Annotated in this window: 22 protein-coding genes; 13 read left to right on the top strand and 9 right to left on the bottom strand. The window is 65.1% G+C overall.

Going from position 1 to position 23447, the window contains the following annotated elements:
• Nucleotides 1-20: 20 nt before the first annotated feature.
• Entirely contained in the window at nucleotides 21-725 is a 705-nt protein-coding gene (locus ACVWY5_RS30485) for a hypothetical protein (protein ID WP_028333263.1), read from the bottom strand.
• Nucleotides 726-913: 188 nt separating this feature from the next.
• Between ACVWY5_RS30485 and ACVWY5_RS30480 the strand changes: the two genes are divergently transcribed.
• From ACVWY5_RS30480 to ACVWY5_RS30460, 5 genes are all read left to right on the top strand, one after another.
• Nucleotides 914-1534, top strand: coding sequence for a class I SAM-dependent methyltransferase (locus tag ACVWY5_RS30480; RefSeq protein ID WP_028333262.1), 621 nt, complete (start codon nucleotides 914-916; stop codon nucleotides 1532-1534).
• A 21-nt stretch (nucleotides 1535-1555) separates the two neighbouring features.
• Nucleotides 1556-1966 (top strand): DOPA 4,5-dioxygenase family protein, encoded by a 411-nt coding sequence (locus ACVWY5_RS30475; RefSeq protein ID WP_028333261.1) that lies wholly within the window; start codon nucleotides 1556-1558, stop codon nucleotides 1964-1966.
• Between the two features lie 148 nt (nucleotides 1967-2114).
• Complete coding sequence (locus ACVWY5_RS30470; RefSeq protein ID WP_028333260.1) at nucleotides 2115-4481, top strand: EAL domain-containing protein; 2367 nt, start codon at nucleotides 2115-2117, stop codon at nucleotides 4479-4481.
• A gap of 261 nt (nucleotides 4482-4742) precedes the next feature.
• Nucleotides 4743-5732 carry a DUF2778 domain-containing protein gene (locus tag ACVWY5_RS30465; RefSeq protein ID WP_028333259.1) on the top strand — a complete coding sequence of 330 codons (990 nt, stop codon included), beginning with the start codon at nucleotides 4743-4745 and terminating at the stop codon, nucleotides 5730-5732.
• Nucleotides 5733-5841: 109 nt separating this feature from the next.
• Nucleotides 5842-6777: a PDR/VanB family oxidoreductase gene (locus tag ACVWY5_RS30460; RefSeq protein WP_321176722.1), complete on the top strand. Its 936-nt coding sequence runs from the start codon at nucleotides 5842-5844 to the stop codon at nucleotides 6775-6777.
• Between the two features lie 37 nt (nucleotides 6778-6814).
• Here ACVWY5_RS30460 and ACVWY5_RS30455 read toward each other — a convergent pair whose 3' ends face one another.
• A complete protein-coding gene (locus ACVWY5_RS30455; protein ID WP_028333257.1) occupies nucleotides 6815-8776 on the bottom strand; it encodes an EAL domain-containing protein in 1962 nt (653 codons plus the stop codon).
• Between the two features lie 271 nt (nucleotides 8777-9047).
• Between ACVWY5_RS30455 and ACVWY5_RS30450 the strand changes: the two genes are divergently transcribed.
• The 3 genes from ACVWY5_RS30450 (at nucleotide 9048) to ACVWY5_RS30440 (ending at nucleotide 13405) form a co-directional block, all read left to right on the top strand.
• A complete protein-coding gene (locus ACVWY5_RS30450; protein WP_028333256.1) occupies nucleotides 9048-10043 on the top strand; it encodes a VOC family protein in 996 nt (331 codons plus the stop codon).
• A gap of 1 nt (nucleotide 10044) precedes the next feature.
• A complete protein-coding gene (mhpA, locus tag ACVWY5_RS30445; protein WP_028333255.1) occupies nucleotides 10045-11634 on the top strand; it encodes a bifunctional 3-(3-hydroxy-phenyl)propionate/3-hydroxycinnamic acid hydroxylase MhpA in 1590 nt (529 codons plus the stop codon).
• Nucleotides 11635-11791: 157 nt separating this feature from the next.
• Nucleotides 11792-13405, top strand: coding sequence for a choline dehydrogenase (locus ACVWY5_RS30440; RefSeq protein ID WP_028333254.1), 1614 nt, complete (start codon nucleotides 11792-11794; stop codon nucleotides 13403-13405).
• A 102-nt stretch (nucleotides 13406-13507) separates the two neighbouring features.
• Here ACVWY5_RS30440 and hemE read toward each other — a convergent pair whose 3' ends face one another.
• Nucleotides 13508-14554 carry a uroporphyrinogen decarboxylase gene (gene hemE, locus ACVWY5_RS30435; RefSeq protein ID WP_028333253.1) on the bottom strand — a complete coding sequence of 349 codons (1047 nt, stop codon included), beginning with the start codon at nucleotides 14552-14554 and terminating at the stop codon, nucleotides 13508-13510.
• A gap of 122 nt (nucleotides 14555-14676) precedes the next feature.
• On the opposite strand from hemE, the gene ACVWY5_RS30430 reads away from it, so the two are divergent.
• Nucleotides 14677-14862 (top strand): hypothetical protein, encoded by a 186-nt coding sequence (locus ACVWY5_RS30430; protein WP_028333252.1) that lies wholly within the window; start codon nucleotides 14677-14679, stop codon nucleotides 14860-14862.
• A 124-nt stretch (nucleotides 14863-14986) separates the two neighbouring features.
• Here ACVWY5_RS30430 and ACVWY5_RS30425 read toward each other — a convergent pair whose 3' ends face one another.
• The 3 genes from ACVWY5_RS30425 to ACVWY5_RS30415 form a co-directional block, all read right to left on the bottom strand.
• On the bottom strand, nucleotides 14987-15274 hold the full coding sequence (locus tag ACVWY5_RS30425; RefSeq protein ID WP_321176714.1) for a PilZ domain-containing protein: 288 nt from the start codon (nucleotides 15272-15274) through the stop codon (nucleotides 14987-14989).
• Between the two features lie 152 nt (nucleotides 15275-15426).
• Entirely contained in the window at nucleotides 15427-17097 is a 1671-nt protein-coding gene (locus ACVWY5_RS30420) for a pilus assembly protein TadG-related protein (protein ID WP_028333250.1), read from the bottom strand.
• 1 nt (nucleotide 17098) lies between these two features.
• On the bottom strand, nucleotides 17099-17512 hold the full coding sequence (locus ACVWY5_RS30415) for a TadE/TadG family type IV pilus assembly protein (protein ID WP_028333249.1): 414 nt from the start codon (nucleotides 17510-17512) through the stop codon (nucleotides 17099-17101).
• A 379-nt stretch (nucleotides 17513-17891) separates the two neighbouring features.
• Here ACVWY5_RS30415 and ACVWY5_RS30410 point away from each other — a divergent pair, with 379 nt between their 5' ends.
• The gene (locus ACVWY5_RS30410) at nucleotides 17892-18779 is read left to right on the top strand and encodes a LysR family transcriptional regulator (protein WP_244482612.1); all 888 of its coding nucleotides are present in this window, start codon (nucleotides 17892-17894) and stop codon (nucleotides 18777-18779) included.
• A gap of 29 nt (nucleotides 18780-18808) precedes the next feature.
• Here the strand turns inward: ACVWY5_RS30410 and ACVWY5_RS30405 are convergent, their stop codons facing one another.
• A complete protein-coding gene (locus ACVWY5_RS30405; RefSeq protein WP_028333247.1) occupies nucleotides 18809-19024 on the bottom strand; it encodes a SlyX family protein in 216 nt (71 codons plus the stop codon).
• On the bottom strand, nucleotides 19017-19808 hold the full coding sequence (gene trhO, locus ACVWY5_RS30400; RefSeq protein ID WP_051376067.1) for an oxygen-dependent tRNA uridine(34) hydroxylase TrhO: 792 nt from the start codon (nucleotides 19806-19808) through the stop codon (nucleotides 19017-19019). The genes ACVWY5_RS30405 and trhO overlap by 8 nt, the downstream gene beginning before the upstream one ends.
• Nucleotides 19809-19978: 170 nt before the next feature.
• Between trhO and ggt the strand changes: the two genes are divergently transcribed.
• The gene (gene ggt / locus ACVWY5_RS30395; RefSeq protein WP_028333246.1) at nucleotides 19979-21565 is read left to right on the top strand and encodes a gamma-glutamyltransferase; all 1587 of its coding nucleotides are present in this window, start codon (nucleotides 19979-19981) and stop codon (nucleotides 21563-21565) included.
• A 100-nt stretch (nucleotides 21566-21665) separates the two neighbouring features.
• Here ggt and ACVWY5_RS30390 read toward each other — a convergent pair whose 3' ends face one another.
• Nucleotides 21666-21857, bottom strand: a complete 192-nt coding sequence (locus ACVWY5_RS30390; RefSeq protein ID WP_028333245.1) for a hypothetical protein — start codon at nucleotides 21855-21857, stop codon at nucleotides 21666-21668.
• On the opposite strand from ACVWY5_RS30390, the gene ACVWY5_RS30385 reads away from it, so the two are divergent.
• Complete coding sequence (locus tag ACVWY5_RS30385) at nucleotides 21798-22892, top strand: NAD(P)/FAD-dependent oxidoreductase (RefSeq protein WP_028333244.1); 1095 nt, start codon at nucleotides 21798-21800, stop codon at nucleotides 22890-22892. The two genes, ACVWY5_RS30390 and ACVWY5_RS30385, sit on opposite strands and share 60 nt — an antisense overlap.
• 63 nt (nucleotides 22893-22955) lie before the next feature.
• Entirely contained in the window at nucleotides 22956-23414 is a 459-nt protein-coding gene (locus ACVWY5_RS30380) for an FKBP-type peptidyl-prolyl cis-trans isomerase (RefSeq protein WP_028333243.1), read from the top strand.
• Nucleotides 23415-23447 lie beyond the last annotated feature (33 nt).

Raw genomic sequence — 23447 nt, 5'->3', positions numbered from 1 at the left:
GGCCGGGCTCCGCCTGTTTCCTAGGTCAGCTGTTCCGGATCTTCGGCCGCGCGCATCCGCGAGATGGTGTCCTCGGTTGCATTCGGACCGGCCGCAGCGATCGCGATCTCCCGCGCCAAATTGGTGCATTCGGCCCACAGCAGGAAGAACACCAGCGGCGGCCGTTCGCGCGCTTCGAGCAGTTGCCGACAGCGCTCGGCCGCGCCGTCGATCGCCCACCACTGTTGGGCGACCACCATGACCCTGCGGAAGCTCCGCAATGTGCCGGAGAACTTTTGCGGATCGGCACCCACGAGGGCGCCGCAATGGTTCAGCCAGTTCAAGCCAGCGTAGATCGCGATCCCGTAGTCTTCGATCGCGGTGCCGGTGAAATCGACGACGGTCTTGTCGTGTGCGCGCTGGCGCAGGAAAGCATCGATCATCTCCGCCTGGCGGGCCGGATCGACCAGCAGCGAGATGTCCTGCCGAGGCACCATCGGGACATAGCGCATCGCTTCAAGCCGCGTGTGCTCCCAGATCGCACTGATGTCGCCGAGCAGATCGCCGGACTTGCGTTTGCAGGCCGGATAGACCAGCACGCCATTGTCGGCGAGATCGAGATAGCGCGGGACCACCTTGTCGAGCGCGGCGAGAAACGCCGCCGGATCGCTGAGGCCGCGCAAGTCGCTGGCGGCGTCCTCCGCTTGTGCAGGCTTGTTGACGCGTGTCCAGCCGAAGTTGGCCATCCCCCGGGCGCCCCGATCTCAACCTGCCGGTCAGGTTAGTCTGAAAATGCCGCAAATCAAATGCGGCATTTGCTGCTGCAAGGCTGGCGCGTCGGCTGCTGCGGGTTGACGCGGGAAACGTCCGCGCCTAGCTCATGGTTAATCGTGCGCAACGCGGGTTGCTGGCGCCGCTTTCGGGACCTATCGCCATGATTGCTTCTGATCGCCAATCGCATTGGCAGACCGTCTATCTGACCAAGCGCGAGCAGCAGGTGAGCTGGTCGCAGGCCGATCCGCAGCCCTCGCTGCGCCTGATCGAATCGGTTGCGCCCGGCCGCGACGCCTCGATCGTCGACATCGGCAGCGGAGCTTCGCGACTTGTCGATGCGCTGCTGGCGAGCGGCTTTCATGATGTGACCCTGCTCGATCTCTCCGAGGCGGCGCTGGCGAGCGCGCGGGAGCGGATCGGCGCAGCAGCTGACGCGGTGCGCTGGATCGTAGGTGACGCGACGGTCTGGCAGCCGGAGCAGGCCTTCGACATCTGGCACGATCGTGCGGCGTTCCACTTCCTGGTCGAGGAACCAGATCGCGCGGCCTATCTCGACCGGCTGCATCGCGGCGTCAAAGCAGGTGGCCACGCCGTGATCGGCACCTTTGCGCTGGACGGCCCGGAGAAGTGCAGCGGTCTGCCGGTGCAGCGCTATGATCCCGTGACGCTCAGCAGGACCATTGGTCCGGCATTCGAGTTGATCGCGCATGAGGCGCACCGGCACGTCACGCCCTGGGGCGCGACGCAGTCGTTCCAGTTCAGTGTGCTGCGGCGCAAATGACCGGTCAGAAGGAGAGCTGAGATGACGGGCGCGCCACGGACGATCGGCGAGATCGCGAGCTATCACGCTCATGTCTATTACGACCCCGCGACCAGCCGGGATGAGGCGGAGCGGCTGCGCAACTGGATCGGCGAGCGCTTCCTGGTCACGCTCGGACGCTGGCACGACGTCAAGGTCGGTCCGCACGATCAGGCGATGTATCAGGTGGCGTTTGCGGCCGAACTGTTTCCGACGCTGGTGCCGTGGCTGATGCTGAACCATGGCAGCCTGAGCATCCTGGTCCATCCCAACACCACCAATCCGCGCCGCGACCACCACGACGATCCGCTCTGGATCGGCACGCCGTTGGCCGTTCACGCCGACAAGCTGCCCGAGGTGGCCGAGATGGAGCAGGCGCCCGCGCCGAACACGTCGCCGACACTGCATCCCTGAGCGTCGCCGCCCCGGCTGTCGGGATGCGTAAAGTTTGACGCAATTGCGTTGCTGCCAAGTCGTTTCAAACTCATCGCGTTCTGCAACGTGAGGTTAAGTCACCGTTCCTAGGCTACCCGATAAATTTCAGGGTCGGGGCGCATTTGGCATGTTCTTTTCGTTTCGAAGCTGGTCGTTGTGGCGGGTGGTGGGACCGCTGCTGGCCATCGTGCTGTTGCTGGGTGGCCTGTCGGCGGGCAGCCTGCAGGTGATGTCCGCGGTCAGGGCCTATGTGGCCGGCGAGAGTATGTGGTCGAAGGGGCAGAAGGACGCCATCCACTACCTGCAGACCTATGTCAGCACAGGTGCGCCGCTCTATCTGCAGAAGTTCGATGCCGCGATCGCGGTGCCGCTGGCCGATCGTACGGCGCGGCGCGCCCTGGAGGCGCCTGGCGACAATGACGCGGTGGCGAGCGCCGGCTTCGCCAGGGCAGGTAATCATGATGACGACATCGGCGGCCTGATCTGGCTGTTCAAATACTTCCGCACAATGCACCACGTGGCCGGCGCGGTGACGGCATGGCGCAATTCGGATGCGTTGCTCGATCAGCTGATTGAAATCCGGAACGAGGCCGCGAGCGACGTCGCGCTGCACGACCCGTCGGCTGCGACCATCCGGCATTGGGCCGAACGGATCGGTATGGTCGACGCCGCGCTGAGCACGCTCGCCGTCGATTTCTCCGATCATCTCGGCAAGGCGTCGCGGCAGGTCTCCGCGCTGCTGCTGCTGGTCAACCTCGTGATCGCGGCCTGCCTTGCCGGCATCGTGCTGGTCCACACGAGGCGGATGCTGTGGCGGCGCTGGCTTGCCGAGACCGCGCTCGCGGTCGAGAAGGAGCGCGCCCAGCTCACGCTGGCGTCGATCGGCGATGCCGTCATCGTGACGACGCAGGACGATCGGGTCGACTACGTGAACGCCGCCGCGCAGCGGCTCATGGCGGCAGGGCAGGAGGTGACGGGACGGCCGCTGGCGTCGCTGTTCAACATTGCCGAACAGCCGGTGCGCGGATCGTTCGACGCCGCCGACGAAAGCCGGCCGCAGCTCCTGGTGCGGCCGGACCACTCCAGCGTGCCGGTCTCGGTGGTCGAGACCCCGATCGTGCATGCCGGAGAACCGGCGGGCCGAGTCATGATCATTCACGACATGACCGCCGAGCGGCGGCTGGTCGAGGAATTGGCGTGGGCTGCCTCGCATGACGCGCTCACCGGCCTTGCCAACCGGCGGCAGTTCGAGTTCGAACTGCACAAGGCGATGTCGGGCTCGCCGGCCATCGGCGCCGATCTGATGCTGATCGATCTCGATCAGTTCAAGATCGTCAACGACACCTGCGGCCATATCGCGGGCGACCGGTTGCTGAAGCAGGTGGCGAGGCTGCTTGCAACCGAAGTCGGCAGCAGCGGCCTCGTCGCGCGTCTTGGCGGCGACGAGTTCGGCATTCTGCTGCGTGACGACGGCTCCGCGACGCACAACGTCGCTGCCGACGTTGCGGAGCGGATCAGGGCGGTGATCGAGCAGTCGAACTTCGTTTATGAGGGGTCGAGCTTCCGGATCAGCGCGAGCATCGGCCTGGTCAGGCTGGCCGACAGCACCGGCGTGCAGGACGCGTTGCGGCTTGCCGACGTCGCCTGTTTCCTTGCCAAGGACAAGGGACGCAACCGCGTCCAGGAGCACCGCCCGTCCGACACCGGCATGGCCGTGCGCGTTGCCGAGATGAGCTGGGTCAATCGCATCCGCAAGGGATTGGACGAGGGGCGCTTCTGCCTCTACGAGCAGGAGATCCGCCCGGTGAACGGCGCGCTGAAAGGCAACGACCGGCGCGAGCTCTTGCTGCGCCTGCGCGACGAGAGCGGCGCGCTGGTGCCGCCCGGCAGTTTCCTGCCCGCCGCCGAACGCTACGGGCTGATGCCGCTGATCGACCGCTGGGTGGTTCGCTGCGCCTTCGAGATCATCGCCGAGCGCAAGCACCAGCCGCGCAAGATTGCGAGCTACGCCATCAATTTGTCCGGCGCCACCATCGGCGACAGCGACTTCGTCGACTTCGTCGCCGGGCTGTTCGCGCAACTTGACGTTTCGCCGGCATCGGTGTGTTTCGAGATCACCGAGACCAGCGCAATCTCGAACCTCGACGAGGCGCAGAAGTTCATCGCGCGGCTGCGCGAGATCGGCTGCAGCTTCTCGCTCGACGATTTCGGCACCGGCATGTCCTCGATCGCCTATCTGAAGCACCTGCCGGTCGACATCATCAAGATCGACGGTTCGTTCGTGAAGGAGATACTGAACAGCAAGGTCGATCGGGCGATGGTCGAGATGATCACCAAGACCGCGAAGATCATGCAGAAGCAGGTGGTCGCGGAGTTCGTCGAGAACCTCGCGATCCTGGACGAGCTGCGCCAGATCGGGGTCGATTACGCCCAGGGTTACGCCATCGGGAAGCCGGTCCCGGTGCTCACCCTCTGGGAAGAAAAGATCGCCTGAGCCGCCGAAATCGTCCCGAATCGGGACCTTTTCGGTCAATTTAGCCCGCCCAAGGCTGATTCTCTGGCGCTTTCCATCCGAAAAACGTTTAAAAATCCTCTCGTTGTCCGCTTTGTCTCGATTATGCCTTACTCTAATTCCCTGATATGATGAGTGATCGGTGAATCCCGGTGGGCCGGGTAACAGGCCCCAGAGCACCGAACTTGGGGATTGATGGGTCAACGAACGACGAAAGCTGCCCGGCGTAAGTCGAGCCGCGGCATGTCACTGGTGGGCAGCACGGCGTTTGCCGTGAGCGCGCTTGCCCTGTCGTCTGGCCTTGCCGCCTGGATGGTCGGCATCGACCCCACCGCATGGCTTCACGGTCCGGCGCTCGCCAACACCTCAGCCTCGCTGAACTTCGACGATCGCTTCGGCTCGCGCTCCACGATCAATTCGGCCTCACTCTATTATCCACTGCGCCGCGGGTTCCGTTCGAGCCGCGGCGATTTCAATTCCGAGTTCGGCCAGATCGAGGACGCGCTGGCCGGCCAGCTGCGCGACACGCAGACCGAACTGCCGACCAGCCAGTCGGCAACGGCGTCCGTCGCTGCCACGACCGCAGCGACGACGTCCTCCGTGCCGATGCCGCGGTCGCGGCCGGCCGAGGCCAATCTGCTTGCGCGTAACGATCAGCCGCCACCGCCGCAGGCGCCGGTGCAGCAGGGTGACAACCGGACATTCCTGCAGAAGATCGCCGATATGATGCCGGGCAAGCTGCAGCTGGCCTCGCTCGATCCGAATGACGGATTGTTGTCCGGTCCGAGTCCCGATCTCGGCAAGCTCGGTTATGACAGCACGACGGCGGTCTACGACATCACCGGCCGCATCGTGTACATGCCCGACGGCACCAAGTTCGAGGCGCATTCAGGCCTCGGCAATCTGCTCGACGACCCGGCGCACGTGAATGCCCGCAACGCAGGCGCGACGCCGCCCGGCATCTATGAGATGAAGCCGCGTGAAAAGCTGTTCCACGGCGTGCCCGCGCTGCGCATGACCCCGGTCGATGGCAGCGACACGTTCGGGCGCGTCGGCCTGCTGGTCCACAGCTACATGCTCGGACCGAATGGCGACTCCAACGGCTGCATCTCGGTCAAGCACTACGACAAGTTCCTGCAGGCCTACCGCAGCGGCACGATCAAGCGCATCGCCGTGGTGGTCAACATCAAGGATGTTCAGTCGGCTTCGACCCGCGCGGCGTCGAACTCGTAGGCCGCGCGCCGGCGCCTCCGGCAAATTGCGCAGGCTCTTGAAGAGTCCAGACTTCGATCCGCTGACCGCCTCCAGCGCGGCCTAGCTGCTTCTCCCATCGTCTCGGAAAATCGCGCCACGTCGTCGCCAGCTCTCCCTGGGCGGCGCGGCGGGTGCGCCCTATCCCGTCGGCAGCCATATCGATGTCGGCGTCACCATCGAAGGCCAGCCGCAGACGCGGTCCTATTCGCTGGTCGGCGAAGTCGATCCGCAGGGCTACCGGATCGCAGTTCGGCGCGCAGCGGATTCCCGCGGCGGCTCGCGCTACATGTGGTCGCTCGCGCCGGGGGCGCGGCTCAACATCACGCAGCCCGCCTCGCTGGTGCAGCTCGACTGGACGCGGCGGCACTATTGCCTGATCGCGGGCGGCATCGGCATCACGCCGATCGTCGGTGCGGCACAGGTGCTGACCCGCCGCGACGCCGGCGTGACGCTGCACTATGCCGTGCGCACGCGCGGCGATGTGGTCTGTCTCGACACGCTCGAGCGTGCGCTCGGCGACCGCCTCACCGTTCATGCCGGCGACGAAGGCAGGCGGCTCGACCTCGGCGGCGTCTTTGCGGCGCTGCCGCAGGATACGATGACGCTGTTCTGTGGCCCGATGCGGATGCTGGACGCGGCGCGGCGCGCCTGGGAGGCATCAGGTCGCCCGCTCTCCGATTTGCGCTACGAGACCTTTGGATCGAGCGGGCTGTTGCCGACCGAGCCGTTCCGCGTGCGGCTCAGGGGCCAAGGGACCGAACTGGGGACCGAGTTCGTCATCCCGCGCGACGGGTCGATGCTGGACGTGCTCAACGAAGCCGGTCATGAGGTGATGAGCGACTGCCGGCGCGGCGAATGCGGGGTCTGTACACTCGACGTGGTCGATGTCGACGGCGAGATCGACCATCGCGACGTCTTCTTCAGTGACCATCAGAAGCAGGAGAGCCGCAAGATCTGCGCCTGCGTCTCGCGTGCCCGCGGCACCATCACGGTCGATACCCTGCATCGGTCGGACGCGCTCTGACCCAACCGAGCGGCGCTCGGGCGGCGTCCGATCAGGGCTACGCCGCGTGCACCGAGTGCTGCGGATCGTGATCGAGCAGTGCGGAGATCTCGCTGCCTGACATCGGTCGCCCGATCAGATAGCCCTGGACCTCGTCGCAGCTGGTCTGGCGCAGATATTCGAGCTGATCCGCGGTTTCGACGCCTTCGGCCACGACGCCGATCTGCAGCTCCTGCGCGAGGCCGATCACCGATTTGACGATCGCGGCGCAGTCCGGCTGGGTCAGCATGTCCCGGATGAAGGATTGATCGATCTTGATGCGGCTGAACGGCAGCTTGCGCAGATAGGTCAGCGACGAGAAGCCGGTGCCGAAATCGTCAAGCGCGACCGTCAGGCCGAGCTCGAGCAGCGCGTGCAGGATCGCGGGCGCCGATCCATATTTCGAGATCAGCATCGACTCTGTGATCTCGATCTCGAGACGGCTCGGCGCGACATTCGCCTCGGCCAGCGCATCGACGATCGTCTGCAGGATGCCGACATTCTGGAACTGGACCGCGGAGAAATTGACCGCGATCCGGATGTCATCCGGCCAGCGCGACAGCATCGTGCAGGCGCGGCGGATCACCCACTCGCCGAGCTGGTGGATCAGTCCGCTCTCCTCGGCGATCGGGATGAAGACGGTCGGCGGGATCAGGCCGCGCGTCGGATGCTGCCAGCGCAGCAGGGCCTCGAAGCCGGTGACGCGGCCTTTGCGGATGTCGAGGAACGGTTGGTAGACCAGAAACAGCTCGTCCGCCTCGATCGCGTGCTCGAGATCCCGCTGCAAGGCGCGGCGGTCGCGCGCCGACCGGTCGTCGCTGGCCTCGAAGAAGCAGATGGTGCCGGGGGCGGATTTCTTCGCCCGGTAAAGCGCGATGTCGACATGCTTGAGCAGGTCGTGGGACGTGCTGCCGTCCCGGGGCGCGAGCACGATGCCGATGCTGATGGTGCGGTTGACCTCCAGCCCGTCGATCGGGAACGGGTCGGCAAAGGCCGCGACGAACCGTTCGGCGATCGCCAGCGCCTCCTCGGGCCTCGTCAGATTCGACATGATGAGCGCGAACTCGTCGCCGCCGATCCGTGCGACATGTTCGGCCGCGCGGGTGCAGCGTTGCAACCGGGCCGCCACCTGCACCAGGAACTCGTCGCCCGCCGGATGGCCGAACCTGTCGTTGACCTCCTTGAAGCGATCGAGATCGAGCAGCAGCACCGCGAATTCCTCGCCCGACCGCGCCAGCCGGTTCAGTGCGCCGTTGAGCGCTTCATTGAAGGCGACGCGGTTCGGCAGATGCGTCAGCGGATCCTGCCTCACCGTCCGTTCGGCCTCGTGCTGGGCGATGATCCGGCGCCTGAACTCGAACGCGTTGACGAACACGCCGCGCAGCAGCACCGAACCGTAGACCAGCACCAGCACGGCCATCAGGAGGTAGACGAAATCGCCGTCCCGGCCGAGGCAGATCGCGGTGCCGACGAAGATCGGCGCGGTGAACGCAATCGCGGCGATCGGGATGGTGGAGAACGCGAAGGCGCCGCCGGCCAGCATTCCGGCGCACAGGCAGGTGATGACGAGCTGGGCGCCGCTCGATGCGTTCGCGAAGAACGCGACGGGGACGACGCCCCAGGCCGTCCCGAGCGCCAGCGCATTGCGCACCAGCCGGTACATGGTCCGGCGCGACACGAATTGCGGCTTGGCGATGCGGCGCGATGCCCGCGCCTGCAGGCCGAAGAACAGCGCCGCGCTGCCCACCGCGGCCGCCCACACCAGCGCAAAGGCCCAGTCCGGTGATTGCCACAGCGCAATCGCCAGCACCAGCGCGTTGCAGGCGTTGGCCAGCATGATGCCGAAGGAATAGCCGAGCACCAGCGAGACCTGTTCGGCGCGGATGTGGCCGACAAGCGCTTCATCCGCCGGTGGTGCACCGAAGGCCGCGAGGTCGCCCGCGAACAGGGTCGCGAAATATGATCTCAGATGGGTACGCATCACTACGTTGCCTGCCCGGTTTGGCCATGGCGCAGTGGCGAAGAATTCTCTGCAAACCTTTGACAAACTATGAACTATTGGAACGGACCGTGTCGCGGCGGGCCCCTCCTTCGGTTCCACCGGCAGGCATTGCTAACAAATCGATACAAATGCGTGACGCGAGGTCACGGAGCGGCAAAGCCGGCCTGACGCCGCGCTGCTTGATCCACCGCGGGTTTTTCGCAATGAGTCGGGTTCCCGCGAACGGCAAGGCAAAAACCAGAAGGTGCGCATGAGCCTCCCGACCACGAACCACGATCCCGGGTTTCGTATCACGCGAGCCAGCCATGTCGTCCTGACCGTTCGCGATCTCGCGGCGAGCCGGCAGTTCTACGAAAAGGTGATCGGGCTGATCCTGACCGCGGAGGAGGGCGATGCGCTCTATTTCCGCGGCGTCGAGGAGGCCTGTCATCACAGCCTTGTGTTGCGCAAAGGCGAGGGCGCCACCTGCGCGCGGCTTGGCCTGCGGGTCTTTCAGGACGATGACCTCGACCGGCTCAAGGCCTTCTTCGAAGCGCAGGGATGCCGGGCCGCCTGGGCCGAGGTGCCGCATCAGGGTCGCACCCTGCATGCGACCGATCCGGCCGGCACGCCGCTGGAGTTCTGCGCGACCATGCCGGTCGAGCCGCGCATGATCACCAAATTCACCCGCCATGCCGGCGGCTCGGCGCTGCGGCTCGATCACTACCAGGTCCTGACGCCGGAGGTGCGCAAGGCGTGCGAGTTCTACACCGCGGCAGGCTTCCGGCTCAGCGAGTATATCGCGCCCGAGGGCACGTTCGATCTGCGCGGCGTGTTCCTGCAGCGCAAGGGCAATCCGCACGACATCGTGTTCTTCAACGGCGCCGGACCGCGGCTGCATCATTTCGCATTTCTCGCGCCCGAAGTTCATCATCTGCTCAACGCCTGCGATGTCGCCGGCGAACTCGGCTATGGCGCGGCCGTCGAACGCGGCCCCGGGCGTCATGGGCCGGGACACGCGATGTATGTCTACATGCGCGATCCCGACGGGCATCGCGTCGAGCTGTTCAACACGCACTACCAGATCATGGACATCGAGAACGAGCCGGTCGGCTGGGATCCGTCCGACCATACGATTTCGTTCCCGTGGGGGCTGCCGGCGCGGCAGGCCTGGTTCGAGGAGGCGACGCCGTTCGAAGGTGTCGCGATCCGCGAGCCGCAGGTGAAGCCGAAACCGCTGACGCTCGAGAGCTACCTCGCGAAGTAGCATGTCATTGCCAGCCGATAATCCCATCCATGACGTGGCCATCGTCGGCCTCGGGCCGGTCGGTGCCATCTTCGCCAATCTGCTCGCGAAATCCGGCTTGAGGGTCGCCGTCGTCGAGCGCGTTGCCGACATCTACGACAAGCCGCGCGCCATCACGCTCGATCACGAGGCGCTGCGCGTGCTGCAGGCGATCGGACTCGGCGATTTCATGGAACAGGCGATCGCCCCGCATAACGGCTCGCACTATCTCGGCGTCGACGGCGAGATCATCAAGATCTTCGACCCGATGCCGCCGCCGTTTCCGCTCGGTTGGATTCCGAACGTGACCTTCGTGCAGCCGGACGTCGAGCAGGCGCTGCGCGACAAGCTCGCCGACTATCCGCATGCCGACATTTTCCTTGCGGCCACGGGCGTGGCGCTGCAGCAGGACGATGGCGCGGTGATGCTGACGGCGCGCCGCGAGTCCGGCGAGGAGTTCCTGATCCGCGCGCGCTATCTGGTCGGCTGCGACGGCGCCAACAGCTTCGTCCGCAAGCAACTCGGCATCGGCCTCGACGACCTCGCCTTCGATGAATGGTGGATAGTGGTGGACACGCTGACCAGCGATCCCGCCAAGCGGCCGGCCAAGAGCTTTCAGTATTGCTGGCCGTCGCGTCCCGGCACCTTCGTGCCGGGCCCGCGCAATTTGCGGCGCTGGGAGATCAAGTTGCTGCCCGGCGAGGACCCCGAGGCGGCCGGCGCGCCCGACAACGTCGTGAAGCTGCTCAAGGGTTTCACCGATATCTCCGACCTCACGATCTGGCGCTCGGCGGTCTATCGCTTTCACGCGCTGCTCGGCCGGCGCTGGCGCGACCGCCGCGTGCTGCTGATGGGCGATGCCGTGCACCAGACGCCGCCGTTCCTCGGGCAGGGACTGTGCGCCGGTATCCGCGATGCGGTGAACCTGGCCTGGAAGTTGCGGCTGGTTCTTCGCGGCGACGCGGGCGAGGCGCTGCTCGACAGTTACGAGATCGAGCGCAAGCCGCATGTCCGCGCCGTGGTCGCCAGCGCCAAGGAGTTCGGCAAGATCATCGGCGAGCTCGATCCGGTGGCCGCCGTCGAACGCGACATGCGGCTGCGCGCCGACCTGAAGGCCGGCAAGGCCGAAACCATCAGGCAGAAATTCATCCCCGATCTCGTCTCCGGCCTGATCGCGCGCGATGCTGCGCTTGCCGGGCGGCTGTTCGTGCAGCCGCATGTGCGCGCGGCTGATGGGCGGACGTGCCGGCTCGACGATCTGCTGAAACCGGAACTCGCGATCGTGACGACGACGGCGGAGCCGATGGCGTGGCTGTCGGACGCGTTCGCTGCCGCCTGGCAGCGTCTGTCAGGCCAGCGCGTCGTCATCGCCACATCAGGCGAAACTGCCGATCGAGGCGGTATCCTGACCGTGGTCGAACGCGACGGGCTGTTCGCCGAATGGATGCGGCAACATGGTGCCGTGGCGGCGATCGTGCGGCCCGACCGTTACGTGTTCGGTGCCGCAGGCGGCGCCGAAGAGCTCAATATGCTTGTCGGGCAACTGCTCCAGAACCTCAGCGCATGGCACTAGAGCGTTTTCGAGCGAAGTGGATGCCGGTTCGCACGAAGAAAGCGCGTCAAGACAGGAATCCGGGGCCCCGTGCCGATGCCATCGGAACGGGGCGCTAGTCTTTTCAAGCCGCCGCTTTGTCTGTACCACCGGAAGAAAGAAATTCCGGGGGAAACCAGTGAACAACAATAATGATGCGGCGGAGTATGATTACGTCATCGTCGGCGCCGGCTCGGCCGGCTGCGTGCTCGCCAACCGCCTGAGCGCTGACGGCAAGCACTCGGTGCTGCTGCTCGAGGCCGGACCGAAGGACAGCAACATCTGGATCCATGTCCCGCTCGGCTACGGCAAGCTGTTCAAGGAAAAATCCGTCAACTGGATGTACCAGACCGAGCCCGAGCCGGGCCTGAACGGGCGGCAGGTGTTCCAGCCGCGCGGCAAGGTGCTCGGCGGCTCCAGCTCGATCAACGGCCTGCTCTATGTGCGCGGCCAGCACGAGGACTATGACCGCTGGCGACAGCGCGGCAATGCCGGCTGGGGCTATGACGACGTCCTGCCCTATTTCAGGAAGGCGGAGGATCAGCAGCGCGGCGGCGACAAATATCACGGCGCCGGAGGCCCGCTCCCGGTGTCGGATTGGCGGCATCATGATCCGCTGTCGGAGGCCTTCGTGCATGCCGCAGCCGAGGTCGGCATTCCCACCAATCCGGATTTCAACGGCGCGACCCAGGAGGGCGCGGGCTTCTTCCAGACCACGACGCGGCGCGGCCGGCGCGCCTCGACGGCGCGGTCCTATCTGCGGCCGGCGCTGACGCGCGGCAATCTTCATATCGAGACCTCGGCGCTGGCGCAGCGCATCCTGTTCGACGGCAAGCGCGCGAGCGGCGTCGCCTACAAGCAGAACGGGCAATTGCGCAAGGCCAAGGCGCGCAAGGAGGTGCTGGTATCGAGCGGTGCGTACAACTCGCCGCAATTGTTGCAGCTCTCCGGCGTCGGCCCCGCCGATCTGTTGAAGCAGCACGGCATCGACATCGTGCTCGATGCGCCCGGCGTCGGCAACGATCTGCAGGATCACATGCAGGTCCGCATCGTCACGCGCTGCGCGCAGACCGTCACGCTGAACGACGTCATCAATCATCCCGTGCGCCGCGTCATGGCGGGCCTCCGCTACGCCGCGCTGCGCAAAGGACCGTTGACGATCGCCGCCGGCACCTCCGGCGCGTTCTTCAAGACCAGCCCGCGGCTGGCCTCGCCCGACATCCAGATCCACTTCCTGCCGTTCTCGACCGACAAGATGGGCGAGAAGCTGCATCCGTTCTCGGGCTTCACGGCCTCGGTCTGCCAGCTGCGTCCGGAGAGCCGCGGTTCGCTGAAGATCAGGAGCGCGGACCCGGGCGTGCCGCCGGAAATCCGCATCAACTATCTGGCGACCGAGACCGATCGCCGCGCCTTCATCGACGGCATCCGTATCCTGCGCAAGATCCTGGCCGCACCGGCGCTGAAATCCTATTCAGTGGGCGAGGTCGATCCCGGCGCCAAGGTGGTCAGCGACGACGACCTGCTCGATTTCTGCCGGCGCACCGGCAGCACGGTCTATCATCCGACCTCGACCTGCCGGATGGGCAACGATCCGCTCGCGGTGGTCGACCAGCGGCTCAAGGTGCGCGGTATCGAAGGTCTGCGCGTGGTCGATGCGTCCGTCATGCCGGACCTGATGTCGGGCAATACCAATGCGCCGACGATCATGATCGCGGAGAAGGCGTCCGACATGATTTTGGAGGATGCGCGGTAGACTCGCAGTGACGTAGCCCGGGTGCAGCGGAGCGAAATCCGGGACCTTCTACACCGCAACAGGCACCCGGATTGCGCTGCGCTGTATCCGGGCTACGAGGCCTCAGCCCTTATATGCGCGCACCCGCGCGACCATCTGCTCGACATGGGCGATCGGCGTTTCGGGGAGGATGCCGTGGCCCAGGTTGAAGATCATCCGCCCCTTGCCGAAGTTCTCCAGCACATCGTCTACCGCGCGGTCGAGCGCGGCGCCGCCGGCGATCAGGGCCAACGGATCGAGATTGCCCTGCACCGCGACCCGGCTCTGCACGCGCTCGCGGATCATTGACGGCTCGGTGGCCCAATCGATCGAGACCGCATCGACGCCGGTTTGCTCTACATAGGCCGGCAGCATGCCTGCCGCGCCGCGCGGGAAGCCGATGATCCTGGCATCGGGGACCTGCTTACGCACTCCGGCCACGATGCGCCGGGTCGGCTCGATCGACCAGCGGGCGAATTCGCGCGGCGGCAGCACGCCGGCCCAGGTGTCGAAGATCTGCAGGCAGTCGGCACCGGCCTTCAACTGGCCGACGAGATAGTGGATCGAGTTCTCGATCAGCACGTCGATGATCCTGGCGAACGCATCCGGATGGCGGTAGGCAAGCATCCGCGCGGGTGCCTGGTCCGGCGTGCCCTGTCCGGCCACCATGTAGGTCGCAACCGTCCACGGTGCGCCGCAGAAGCCGATCAGTGCGATCTCGGGGGCGAGTTCGCGACGGACGCGGCGCAACGCTTCAAAAACCGGCTCGAGCGTGTCGAAGTTGGCATGGGTCGCCAACGTCGCGATCTCGCCGGGCGTTGCCAGCGGATCGAGCCGGGGTCCTTCGCCGGCCTCGAACCGCACCGAGCGGCCGAGCGCGTAGGGGATTACGAGGATGTCGGAGAAGATGATCGCGGCGTCGAAGTTGAACCGGCGGATCGGCTGCAGCGTGACCTCGGCGGCGAATTCGGGCGTGAAGCAGAGATCGAGGAAGCCGCCGGCCTTGGCACGCAGCTCGCGATATTCCGGCAGATAGCGGCCGGCCTGCCGCATCATCCAGAGCGGCGGCACGGCCTGCCGGTGGCCCGACAGGACGTCGATGAGCGGCTTTTTGGTGGGATCCTGGGGCACGCGGATAGTTCCTGATCAGGTCAAAGTTTGCGCCCCTGATACACGCTGCAGCGCGATGGGCCAAGGCGGTTCTGGAACCCCTTTTTGCGTGGCCGCGTTGTCCCCCCGAATGGAGGGACGACATGGCCGACAAATTCGATCCTGCCCCGCACGACAAGCATGCCGAGAAGCCGCACGAGGCGCAGGCTGCCGACCGCAAGGCTCGCACCCGGCTGAAGGAGGGGCTGGAGGATACCTTCCCGGCCTCCGATCCGGTCAGCGCCACGCAGCCGGCGCCGTCGAAGCACGACGGCAATCGGGACAATTAGCTAGTATATTCCAGCGGCTGCTAACCACGATGCCGCATGAGTTCAACATGCGGCGAACTATTCGCCGCGGAGCGATGGCTTGGAGCGACCGGGCCCGTCCGCATACCGTGATCGCCGGGATAATCTAGACGGCGCCGCTTGCGGGGCGCTGCATCCGGTCAGATTCGAAGGTCACGCCGAGCCGGCGCTCCAGGCGCCAGGCCACGATGCAGTGCCGCCGGATCGGTTCGCTCTCGATCTCGAGCTCGAACGCGAGCGGGATTGCGACGTCGCTTTCCACGGCGAGCCCCGCGCCGCCGGTCGAGAGGTTTAGCACAAGGCATCCGACACTGGTGTTGCGGAAGAAGATCGTCCCGCGCTTCAGCAGGATCGTTCGTTGGCTGTCGGTCTTGTATCTTATCGTTGTGCTCACGGCAGTTTCCTACCCCCGATGTGATGCCCGTCGCGATCGGTCTCCTCAAGCGCGATGGTCGCGCTTTCGCTTCTTGTTTGAGCATGATCTCCGCGCAAACGCTTTGCGTTTGTCGCGAGGGAAAACCGCTTCGCACTTTTCCGGATCATGCTTTAGTTCACCAGCACGGCGCCATCGCAGCGAATGCCCAGCACCCAAACGTCGACCTGGCCGAGCCCGATGCCGAGCGTCGCGAGCAGCGAGGCCAGCACCTGATCGACTGAACTCGTCACGCCGTTCAGGATGCTCATGACGAGCGCCCCCAATCCCGGGATCGGCAGCCCGAGTGGGCCGAGATTGATGGTCAGCGAGATGTTGCCGAGCAGACTTCCTGTCAGCGACGAAAGGAAGTTGGTTGTCGTCACCGTCTTCTTGGTGCCCGACTGGATGTCGCTGTAACTGAAGTTGACATTGGTCGGCGTGGTGTTGCCCATGCCGGCATGCGCGAGGCCGGTGACGGTGGCGAGACCGAGGTTGACCAGTGTCGCCGGCGGCGGATTGGGCTTGGTCGTGAAGTTGGTCATGTCGGCGACCGTGACGTTGCCGATCCATGCATCCACGATCCCCGGCGTCACGCCGATCGTCACCTGCGAGGTGTTGATGTTCGGGTGGCCGCAGGACACAGCGTTGAGCGTCGCGGTACCCGAGGCGACCTCGACATAGACCGGGAGATTGATCGCAGACACGGAGCCGGAGCCGAGCACATTGATCGTTGCCAGGATCCTGGTCTGCGCGGTGTGGACGCTCACGCCCTGGGTGCCCATCGCGATCCAGCTCGAGCCGACCGGCCGTTCACCGATGGTCATGAGCACGGATACGTTGGCGATGCCGGGCAGACCGAGATTGACCGAAGTTGCGATCTGATGGTTGCCGTTGGCGATCTGGGCCACCGTGGAAATCAGGTCGAATACCGAAACGCTGGCGCCGACCTTGGGTTTCTGCCCCACCGTGAGATTGGCGAAGGGACCGAGGTCGACCAGCGTGCCCGGCGAAATCTTGGTGGTGGAGCCGATGACAGCCTGGGAGATCGTCGACAGCGCTGTGGTCGCCGCGTTGGCGCCGTTGGTGATCTGCTGGGTGGTCAGCGCGGACGCGACGATGTCGCCGACCTTGATGTTGCTGCTCAGCAGGTCGCTATAGGTGACGCCGGTCAGGTTGACCCGGGTCGCCAGTGCCGACAGGAAGTCCAGTGCGTCGATCTTCGCGCTGATCAGCGCATTGTAGTCCATCACCGAGAGCGACAGCGTGGTGCCGAGCATCGAGCCGAGCAGCGCATTGAGCGCGCCGCCGTTGACCGAGAGCAGCCTCGACCCGATCGCGAACGAGGCCATTTCGGTCGATGTCGCGGTGGCGGTTGTCTTGATGGTGAAGCTGCTCGCGCCGGTAAGGTACCGCGCGAAGTAGAGCGGGGTCTGGGTGTTCAGCGTGACCCGCGCGGCGTTGGGAGTGCCGACCGCCGGGGTCACGAAACGGGCCTGCGGCGCGATGGCGCTGTTTGCGGTGTAGGTTCCTGTCTCGACCTTGACCAGCGCACTGGCCGGGTACTTGTTCTGCGTCACCGTCGCGGTGGCGGCGTTGACCGGATTGTTCAGGTTGGCGGCGGCGACGATCGCGGCAAGATCGGCGGTGCTCTGCGTCTTGCGCCGGTCGGCGAAGATCGTGCCGAGATCGATGGCGAGCCCGGCGCACCCGATCAGGAGCGTCATCAGGCCGGCGCTGATCATCGCGAAGTTTCCTCGTTCGTCGGCGCCGAAGCGCCGCATCAGCATGAGGACGCCTCTCATCCTAGAATCCCCCGTACTGAATCGCCGCGGAGCGGACGATCGTGCTCGCCGGGGCGGGGACGAAGGGCAGCTTGTAGATGAAGTTGCCGGCTGCGTTGTAGTTGACCGTCACGACGTAGACGTTGGCATTCGATGGAGACGGCGCTGCATTGACCGTGAGATTGCCGGGGACGAGCAACGGATAGGTCGACGCGTTGGCGGTGACGTAGCTCGTCGCGAGGCTGTTGCGTTCGGTGTCGGTCATTCCCGCGATGGATGACCGCGCCGCTTCGGCGGCGAGTTGCTGAACGCCATGCACCATGGCGAGATACGAGCCGAAGACGATGATGCCGAAAATGAAGGCAAGAAACAGCGGCAGCATCAGCGCGAATTCGACGGCGGACGCACCGCTTCGGCAGCGAAAAAATCTGGTCATTGCAACACACCTCGAAACGCCAACTACGACGTCACGTTGCGAGGCTTTGATTAAGGAAAACTATGAAAACGCTTTCACGAATCAGCGGCCGCAATTCAGACTTATCGGGTCAGTGAAACGTTATGGGGCGATCAGAATATTTGATGCATATCCGCAAAAACCCGGGGTGTGGTGCGGTTGAGGTGCTGCAGCGTGTGGAGATCTAGTTGTCGGATACCGTGATATGCGGAGCAATGCACGTAACAATACATATGGCCTGCAATATCAGTGCCTTGGCGGTAATTGTAGCTAAACGAAAGTGCAACCAAATGTTAGTATAGCCTGATCACATACTGTGGAGATTGGAATTGCGTCCCGTGCTGAGACTGGAGGGCTCGCGATGCATAGACCGCGTCAGCATTTGAATATTCCTACTGAAATCGTTCGCACCGTCGTTGCGATCGCGGAGACAGGCAGCCTGTCGAAAGCCGGGGAGCGTCTCGGCCTCAGCCAGCCGGCGATCAGTTCGCAGGTCAAGCGCCTGCAAAGCCTGATTGGTGGCGCACTCTTCGTCAGAACCGCAAACGGCACCACGACCACCGAGCTCGGCAAGGTCGCCGTGCAGCAGGCGAGGCGCATCCTCGAAGCCAACGATCAACTGCTTCGGCTCGGCGGCAATCACGAAGGACCCCAGCCGTTGCGGCTGGGAATCAGCACGATGCTCGCCGAGGAATTCCTGAAACTGCATCCCTCCGATGCACTCGCCGACGTTCTGCTGCACGCCGACATGTCACCGGCCGTCATCAGGGGATTGATCGACGGCTACATCGACATCGCGTTCGTCTACAGCAACCCTTCGCAGGAGAACGAAGACGAGGTGACGATCGCCGCCGAAGCCGACGAGCGGTCGGTGTGGGTGCGATCGCGCGATTTTGTGCTGCGGCCGGGCGCACCGATCCCGATCCTGGCCTGGCCCGGTGACGACTGGATGATCCGGACGCTCACCAAGCACAACATCTCGTACAAGATCGTGTTCAGGAGCCCGAACCACCAGCTGCGACTGGAAGCCGCCCGGGCCGGGTACGGGCTGACGGCGTGCCCCGAGCGGATGATCCCGTCCTCGCTGATCTCCGCGAAGGACTATTATCTTCCGGAGCTTCCGGTGCAGAAGCGCCTGCTATGCGTTCGCCCTGGTCTCGAAGGCAGCCGCGCCACGGCGATGGTGCAGCGGTTGTCCAGCCTGTTCTTCAGCGGCGCGAAGCCGATGCGTCAGGTGAGCAACATGTAGCCGGTGCTGCCGCGGTTCGGCGGCACCGATCAATAGTGCGGCGGGCGCTCGTTGGCGGGGCCGGGCGCTTGGCGTTCGGCCTCCTGAAGCCGGTCGCGCAACTCGGCGATCTGGCGCGTCAGCGCGTCGATCTGCTTCCATTGTGCCGTGATGGTCTGGTTCAGCGTCTCGATGGCCTCGTCCTGATAGGTCAGGCGAACCTCCAACGCATCGATCCGCTCGCTCAGCTTGGCCGTGTCATTCATGGACGGCAGCCTCGCAGGGGGCACTCTCGCGCTCCGCGTCGCTCGAAAGCGCACCCGCACGCTCGCGCAGGCCGTGGCCGAGCGCAACACGCTCGTCGAACACAAAGCAGTCGCCGCGCCAGCGGCTGTCCTGCTGCGGGGTGTCCTCGAGATATTTCAGGATGCCGCCCTTGAGGTGATAGACCTCGGCAAAGCCTTGCGCGAGCAGATAGGCGCTGGCCTTCTCGCAGCGGATGCCGCCGGTGCAGAACATCGCAATCCTGCGGTGCTTGGCCGGATCGAGGTTTCGCGCCGCAAATTCCTTGAATTGTCCAAAGCTCGCGATCCTGGGATCCACCGCGCCTTCGAACGTGCCCATCGCGACCTCGAACGCGTTGCGGGTATCGAGCACCATGATGTCAGGCGCGGCGATCAGCTCGTTCCAGTCGGCGGCATCGACATAGGTGCCGACCTGCCGCGTCGGATCGACCGTGGTGTCGCCGAGCGTGACGATCTCCTTCTTCAGCCGCACCTTGAGCCGCTGGAATGGCATCTGCGCGGCTTCGGAGAACTTCAGCTCGAGATTGTCGAGGCGGCCGCCGAACAGCGCTCCGTGCCTGAGCTCCGCAACGAAGTCATCGATGCCTTGGTCGGTGCCGGCAATGGTGCCGTTGATGCCCTCATGGGCGAGCAGCACGCTGCCCTTGAGATCGAGCCCGGCGCAGAACGTACGCAGCGGCTCGCGCAGCGCACGGAAGTCCGGCAGCGCGGCGAACTGGTAGAAGGCGGCGACCTTGAAGGGCATCGCCGGGGTTTATCAGGCCGGCCAGGCCGGGGAAACCCGCAAAGCCATGCATTGTCGGGATAATTCCCCTGGCATGCCAGGCATTGCTCAGCCGGGGATGAGTGTGCCATGTACTTGCCATCATCCGCCGCAGCCGCATCAGACCATCACGATCAAGCGAGCACTCTGTCATGAGGAATTTCCATTTCGCCGGCCGTTCCACGGTCCACGCCCAGAACGCGATGGTGGCGACGTCGCATCCGGAAGCGGCGCTCGCGGCCATCGAGGTGATGCGGGAGGGCGGCACGGCCGCCGACGCGGCGGTTGCAGCCTGCGCGCTGCTCGGCGTCATCGAGCCGCAATCGACCGGCATCGGCGGCGACTGCTTCGCGCTGATCCAGCCGAGGGGGGAAGGCAAGATCACCGCCTATAACGGCAGCGGCCGGGCGCCGATGGCGGCGACCGCCGACTGGTATCTCGAGCGCAAGATCCATTCGGTGCCGCTGACCTCGGCACATGCGGTCAGCATTCCCGGCGCGGTCGATGCCTGGGACGTGATCCTGAAGGACCACGGCAAGTTCGGCTTCGACCGGCTGCTGCAGCCGGCGATCAAGGCCGCCGAAGAGGGCTACGTGGTCGCTCCCCGTATCGCCTTCGACTGGAAGAACGGCTTCGAGAAGCTGAAGAACGGCACCAACACCGAGCGCTATCTGTTGCCGCACGGCAAGCCCGCGGTTGTCGGCGACGTGATCCGCCGGCCCGAGCTCGGCAAGACGCTGCGCGCGATCGCGCAGAAGGGCCGCGACGCCTTCTATAGCGGCGAGATCGCCGCCGACATGGTCGACACGCTGCGCGGCATCGGCGGCCTGCACACGCTCGAGGACTTCGCCGCGCACTCGACCGAGGCGACCTCGCCGATCGGCACGATGTACAAGGGCTATGACGTCTGGCAGTGCCCGCCGAACGGCCCCGGCATCACCATGCTGGTCATGCTCAACATCCTGTCGCGCTTCGACCTGACCAAGTTCAAGCCGCTCAGCATCGAGCGCTTCCATCTCGAGGCCGAAGCGGCGCGCATCGCCTACATGATGCGCGAGCAGCATATCGGCGATCCCCAGCACGTGCATGTCGACGTTGCCGGTATCCTCGCCAGGGAATTCGCCGAAGAGCACATCAAGAACATCCGGATGGACCGGCTGCTCGAACTGCCGAACGTCGCGCCGCCGATGAATCCGTCGACGGTCTACATCACGGTGGTCGACAAGGATCGCAACGTCTGCTCGTTCATCAATTCGATCGCGCATTCGTTCGGCTCGGCGATCGTCTCCAACAAGACCGGCGTCCTGCTGCAGAACCGCGCCGGCGGCTTCCGCATCCAGCCCGGACATCCGAATTGCATCGCACCGGGCAAGCGTCCGCTGCACACCATCATCCCGGCGCTGGTCACCAGGAACGGCCGTGCGCTGATGCCGTACGGCGTGATGGGCGGGCAGTACCAGCCGGTCGGTCAGACCCGTGTGCTGACCAACATGCTCGACTATGGCTGCGACATTCAGGAAGCCATCGATATGCCACGCGGCCTGCACTACGAAGGCGTCTACCAGCTCGAGGACAGCGTGCCGGCGGAGATCGTCGAAGGCCTGAAGAAGATCGGTCACAAGACCACCAGCGTGGTCGCGCCGCTCGGCGGTGGGCAGGGCATCTGGATCGATTGGGACAAGGGGACGCTGACCGGCGGCTCCGATCCGCGCAAGGACGGCTGCGCGCTCGGCTACTGATTGTCGCGGCCGGCGAGGCTCGGCGGAGGGAACAAGATTTTATCGCGAGGGTTGGTGCTGAAAGCCCATCCCCGCGAGGTCCGCTATCCGCACCCTCGATTCAGACGAGACCGAACAGGCCGATCTGCGTGGCGGCTCTCCACCCTGGCGCGCGGCGTCGAAGCGTCCGCCGCCGCTCGCTGAAAATCTCTCCTGCGATGCGCTGATCGTCGGCGCCGGCATCACCGGTGCGCTGGTCGCCGAGCGGCTGACGCGTCAGGGACTCGACGTCGTCATCGTCGATCGCGAGCATCCAGGCCGCGGCAGCACCGCGGCGAGCACCTCGATGCTGTTGTGGGAGATCGATCGTCCGCTGGTCGAGCTGACGGACATCTATGGCCTCGATCGCGCGGCGCGCGTCTATCGGGCGAGCCTGCAGGCCGTGACCGGACTGACGACGCTGGTTCGCGACCACGACATTCTCAGCGAGATCAGGGCGAAACGCTCGCTGTATCTGGCAACTGGAAGCTCTGCTGCGGAATTGCTCGACGAACACCGGTTGCGCAGCCGCATCGGCCTGCCGGGCGATTTCCTCGACCATAGGCAATTGCTCGAGACCTTTGGCATGGCGCGCGCCGCCGCGATCGTGTCATCCGGCGCGGCCGATGCCGATCCGCTGCAGCTTGCCCACAGTCTGCTCAGGCTCGCGGTCGCGCGCGGTGCGCGGGCGTTCGATGCCGAGGCCACGGCCTTCGATCCGGCAGGTGAGGCGGTCACGGTCGGGTTCGACAATGACCGCGAAATCGCCGCCAGAGCCGTGGTGCTGGCGACCGGCTATGCGATGCCGGACATCGTTCATTCCAGGGTCCAGGCGGTGTCCTCGAGCTGGGCGATCACGACCGCGCCGCAGCCGCAGAACATCTGGAAGGATGGCGTGCTGATCTGGGAGTGCGCGAAAGACTATCTCTACGCGCGCACGACGCCGGAGGGCCGCATCATGGTCGGCGGCGAGGACAGCAATGAGATCATCGAGCCCGACGCACGCGACCGCCTGATCCCGCAAAAATCGCGCGCGCTGGCGAAACGCCTTGCCGCGCTGTGGCCGCTTGCGGAGACCGAGATCGATTATCGCTGGGCCGGGACGTTCGGTACCACGTGCGACGGCCTGCCGCTGATCGGCCCGGTGCCCGGCGCGAAGGGCGTCTATGCCGCGTATGGCTATGGCGGCAACGGCATCACCTTCTCCTATCTGGCGGCGCAATTGATCGGCGATCTGATCGCAGGTGCGTCGTCGCCATTGCTCGACGATTTTGCACTGGACCGCGACGGCGGCATGGCCGGTCACTGAAAAATGGCTAGGGATTCGGCTCGCACTGGGCTAGAGACGGCCGTCCTTCACGAGAGGTGCAAGATGCGATCTTCCCGACGCACGATCATCAAGACTGCATTCGCCGGCCTTGCGGCGGCAGTCTCCACGTCCGTTGTCAGCGGGACGGCAACGGCCCAAACTGCAGGAAAGCCCATGACCACAGCTTCAGGCCTCCAGATCATCGACAGCAAGGTCGGCACCGGCGCCTCGCCGAAGACCGGCCAGACCTGCGTCATGCACTATACCGGCTGGCTCTACGAGAACGGCCAGAAGGGCAAGAAATTCGACTCCTCGGTTGATCGCAACGAGCCGTTCGAGTTTCCGATCGGCCAGGGTCACGTGATCAAGGGCTGGGACGAGGGCGTCGCCACCATGAAGGTCGGCGGCAAGCGCACCCTGATCATCCCGCCGAACCTCGGCTATGGCGCGCGCGGCGCCGGCGGCGTTATCCCGCCGAACGCCACGCTGATGTTCGACGTCGAACTGCTCGGCGTCAAATAAGCCGATGGGCGTCAAGTAACCGGCCCGCAACAA

The sequence above is a fragment of the Bradyrhizobium sp. USDA 3256 genome, assembly GCF_054058275.1.
Note: the sequence above shows the minus strand (reverse complement) of the source record. Positions and strands in the feature narration are given on the sequence as shown.

Bases quoted from the DNA above. Each gene is read 5' to 3' on its own strand.
- ACVWY5_RS30415 (WP_028333249.1), bottom strand. From the start codon at position 17,512: ATGACCAGATTTTTTCGCTGCCGAAGCGGTGCGTCCGCCGTCGAATTC.
- ACVWY5_RS30470 (WP_028333260.1), top strand. From the start codon at position 2,115: ATGTTCTTTTCGTTTCGAAGCTGGTCGTTGTGGCGGGTGGTGGGACCG.
- ACVWY5_RS30475 (WP_028333261.1), top strand. From the start codon at position 1,556: ATGACGGGCGCGCCACGGACGATCGGCGAGATCGCGAGCTATCACGCT.
- ACVWY5_RS30465 (WP_028333259.1), top strand. From the start codon at position 4,743: ATGTCACTGGTGGGCAGCACGGCGTTTGCCGTGAGCGCGCTTGCCCTG.
- mhpA (WP_028333255.1), top strand. From the start codon at position 10,045: ATGTCATTGCCAGCCGATAATCCCATCCATGACGTGGCCATCGTCGGC.
- ACVWY5_RS30455 (WP_028333257.1), bottom strand. From the start codon at position 8,776: ATGCGTACCCATCTGAGATCATATTTCGCGACCCTGTTCGCGGGCGAC.
- ACVWY5_RS30405 (WP_028333247.1), bottom strand. From the start codon at position 19,024: ATGAATGACACGGCCAAGCTGAGCGAGCGGATCGATGCGTTGGAGGTT.
- ggt (WP_028333246.1), top strand. From the start codon at position 19,979: ATGAGGAATTTCCATTTCGCCGGCCGTTCCACGGTCCACGCCCAGAAC.
- ACVWY5_RS30390 (WP_028333245.1), bottom strand. From the start codon at position 21,857: ATGCTCGCGATCGACGATGACGACGTCGAGTCCCTGACGCGTCAGCCG.
- ACVWY5_RS30420 (WP_028333250.1), bottom strand. From the start codon at position 17,097: ATGAGAGGCGTCCTCATGCTGATGCGGCGCTTCGGCGCCGACGAACGA.
- ACVWY5_RS30380 (WP_028333243.1), top strand. From the start codon at position 22,956: ATGCGATCTTCCCGACGCACGATCATCAAGACTGCATTCGCCGGCCTT.
- ACVWY5_RS30430 (WP_028333252.1), top strand. From the start codon at position 14,677: ATGGCCGACAAATTCGATCCTGCCCCGCACGACAAGCATGCCGAGAAG.
- ACVWY5_RS30410 (WP_244482612.1), top strand. From the start codon at position 17,892: ATGCATAGACCGCGTCAGCATTTGAATATTCCTACTGAAATCGTTCGC.
- trhO (WP_051376067.1), bottom strand. From the start codon at position 19,808: ATGCCCTTCAAGGTCGCCGCCTTCTACCAGTTCGCCGCGCTGCCGGAC.
- ACVWY5_RS30485 (WP_028333263.1), bottom strand. From the start codon at position 725: ATGGCCAACTTCGGCTGGACACGCGTCAACAAGCCTGCACAAGCGGAG.
- ACVWY5_RS30480 (WP_028333262.1), top strand. From the start codon at position 914: ATGATTGCTTCTGATCGCCAATCGCATTGGCAGACCGTCTATCTGACC.
- ACVWY5_RS30450 (WP_028333256.1), top strand. From the start codon at position 9,048: ATGAGCCTCCCGACCACGAACCACGATCCCGGGTTTCGTATCACGCGA.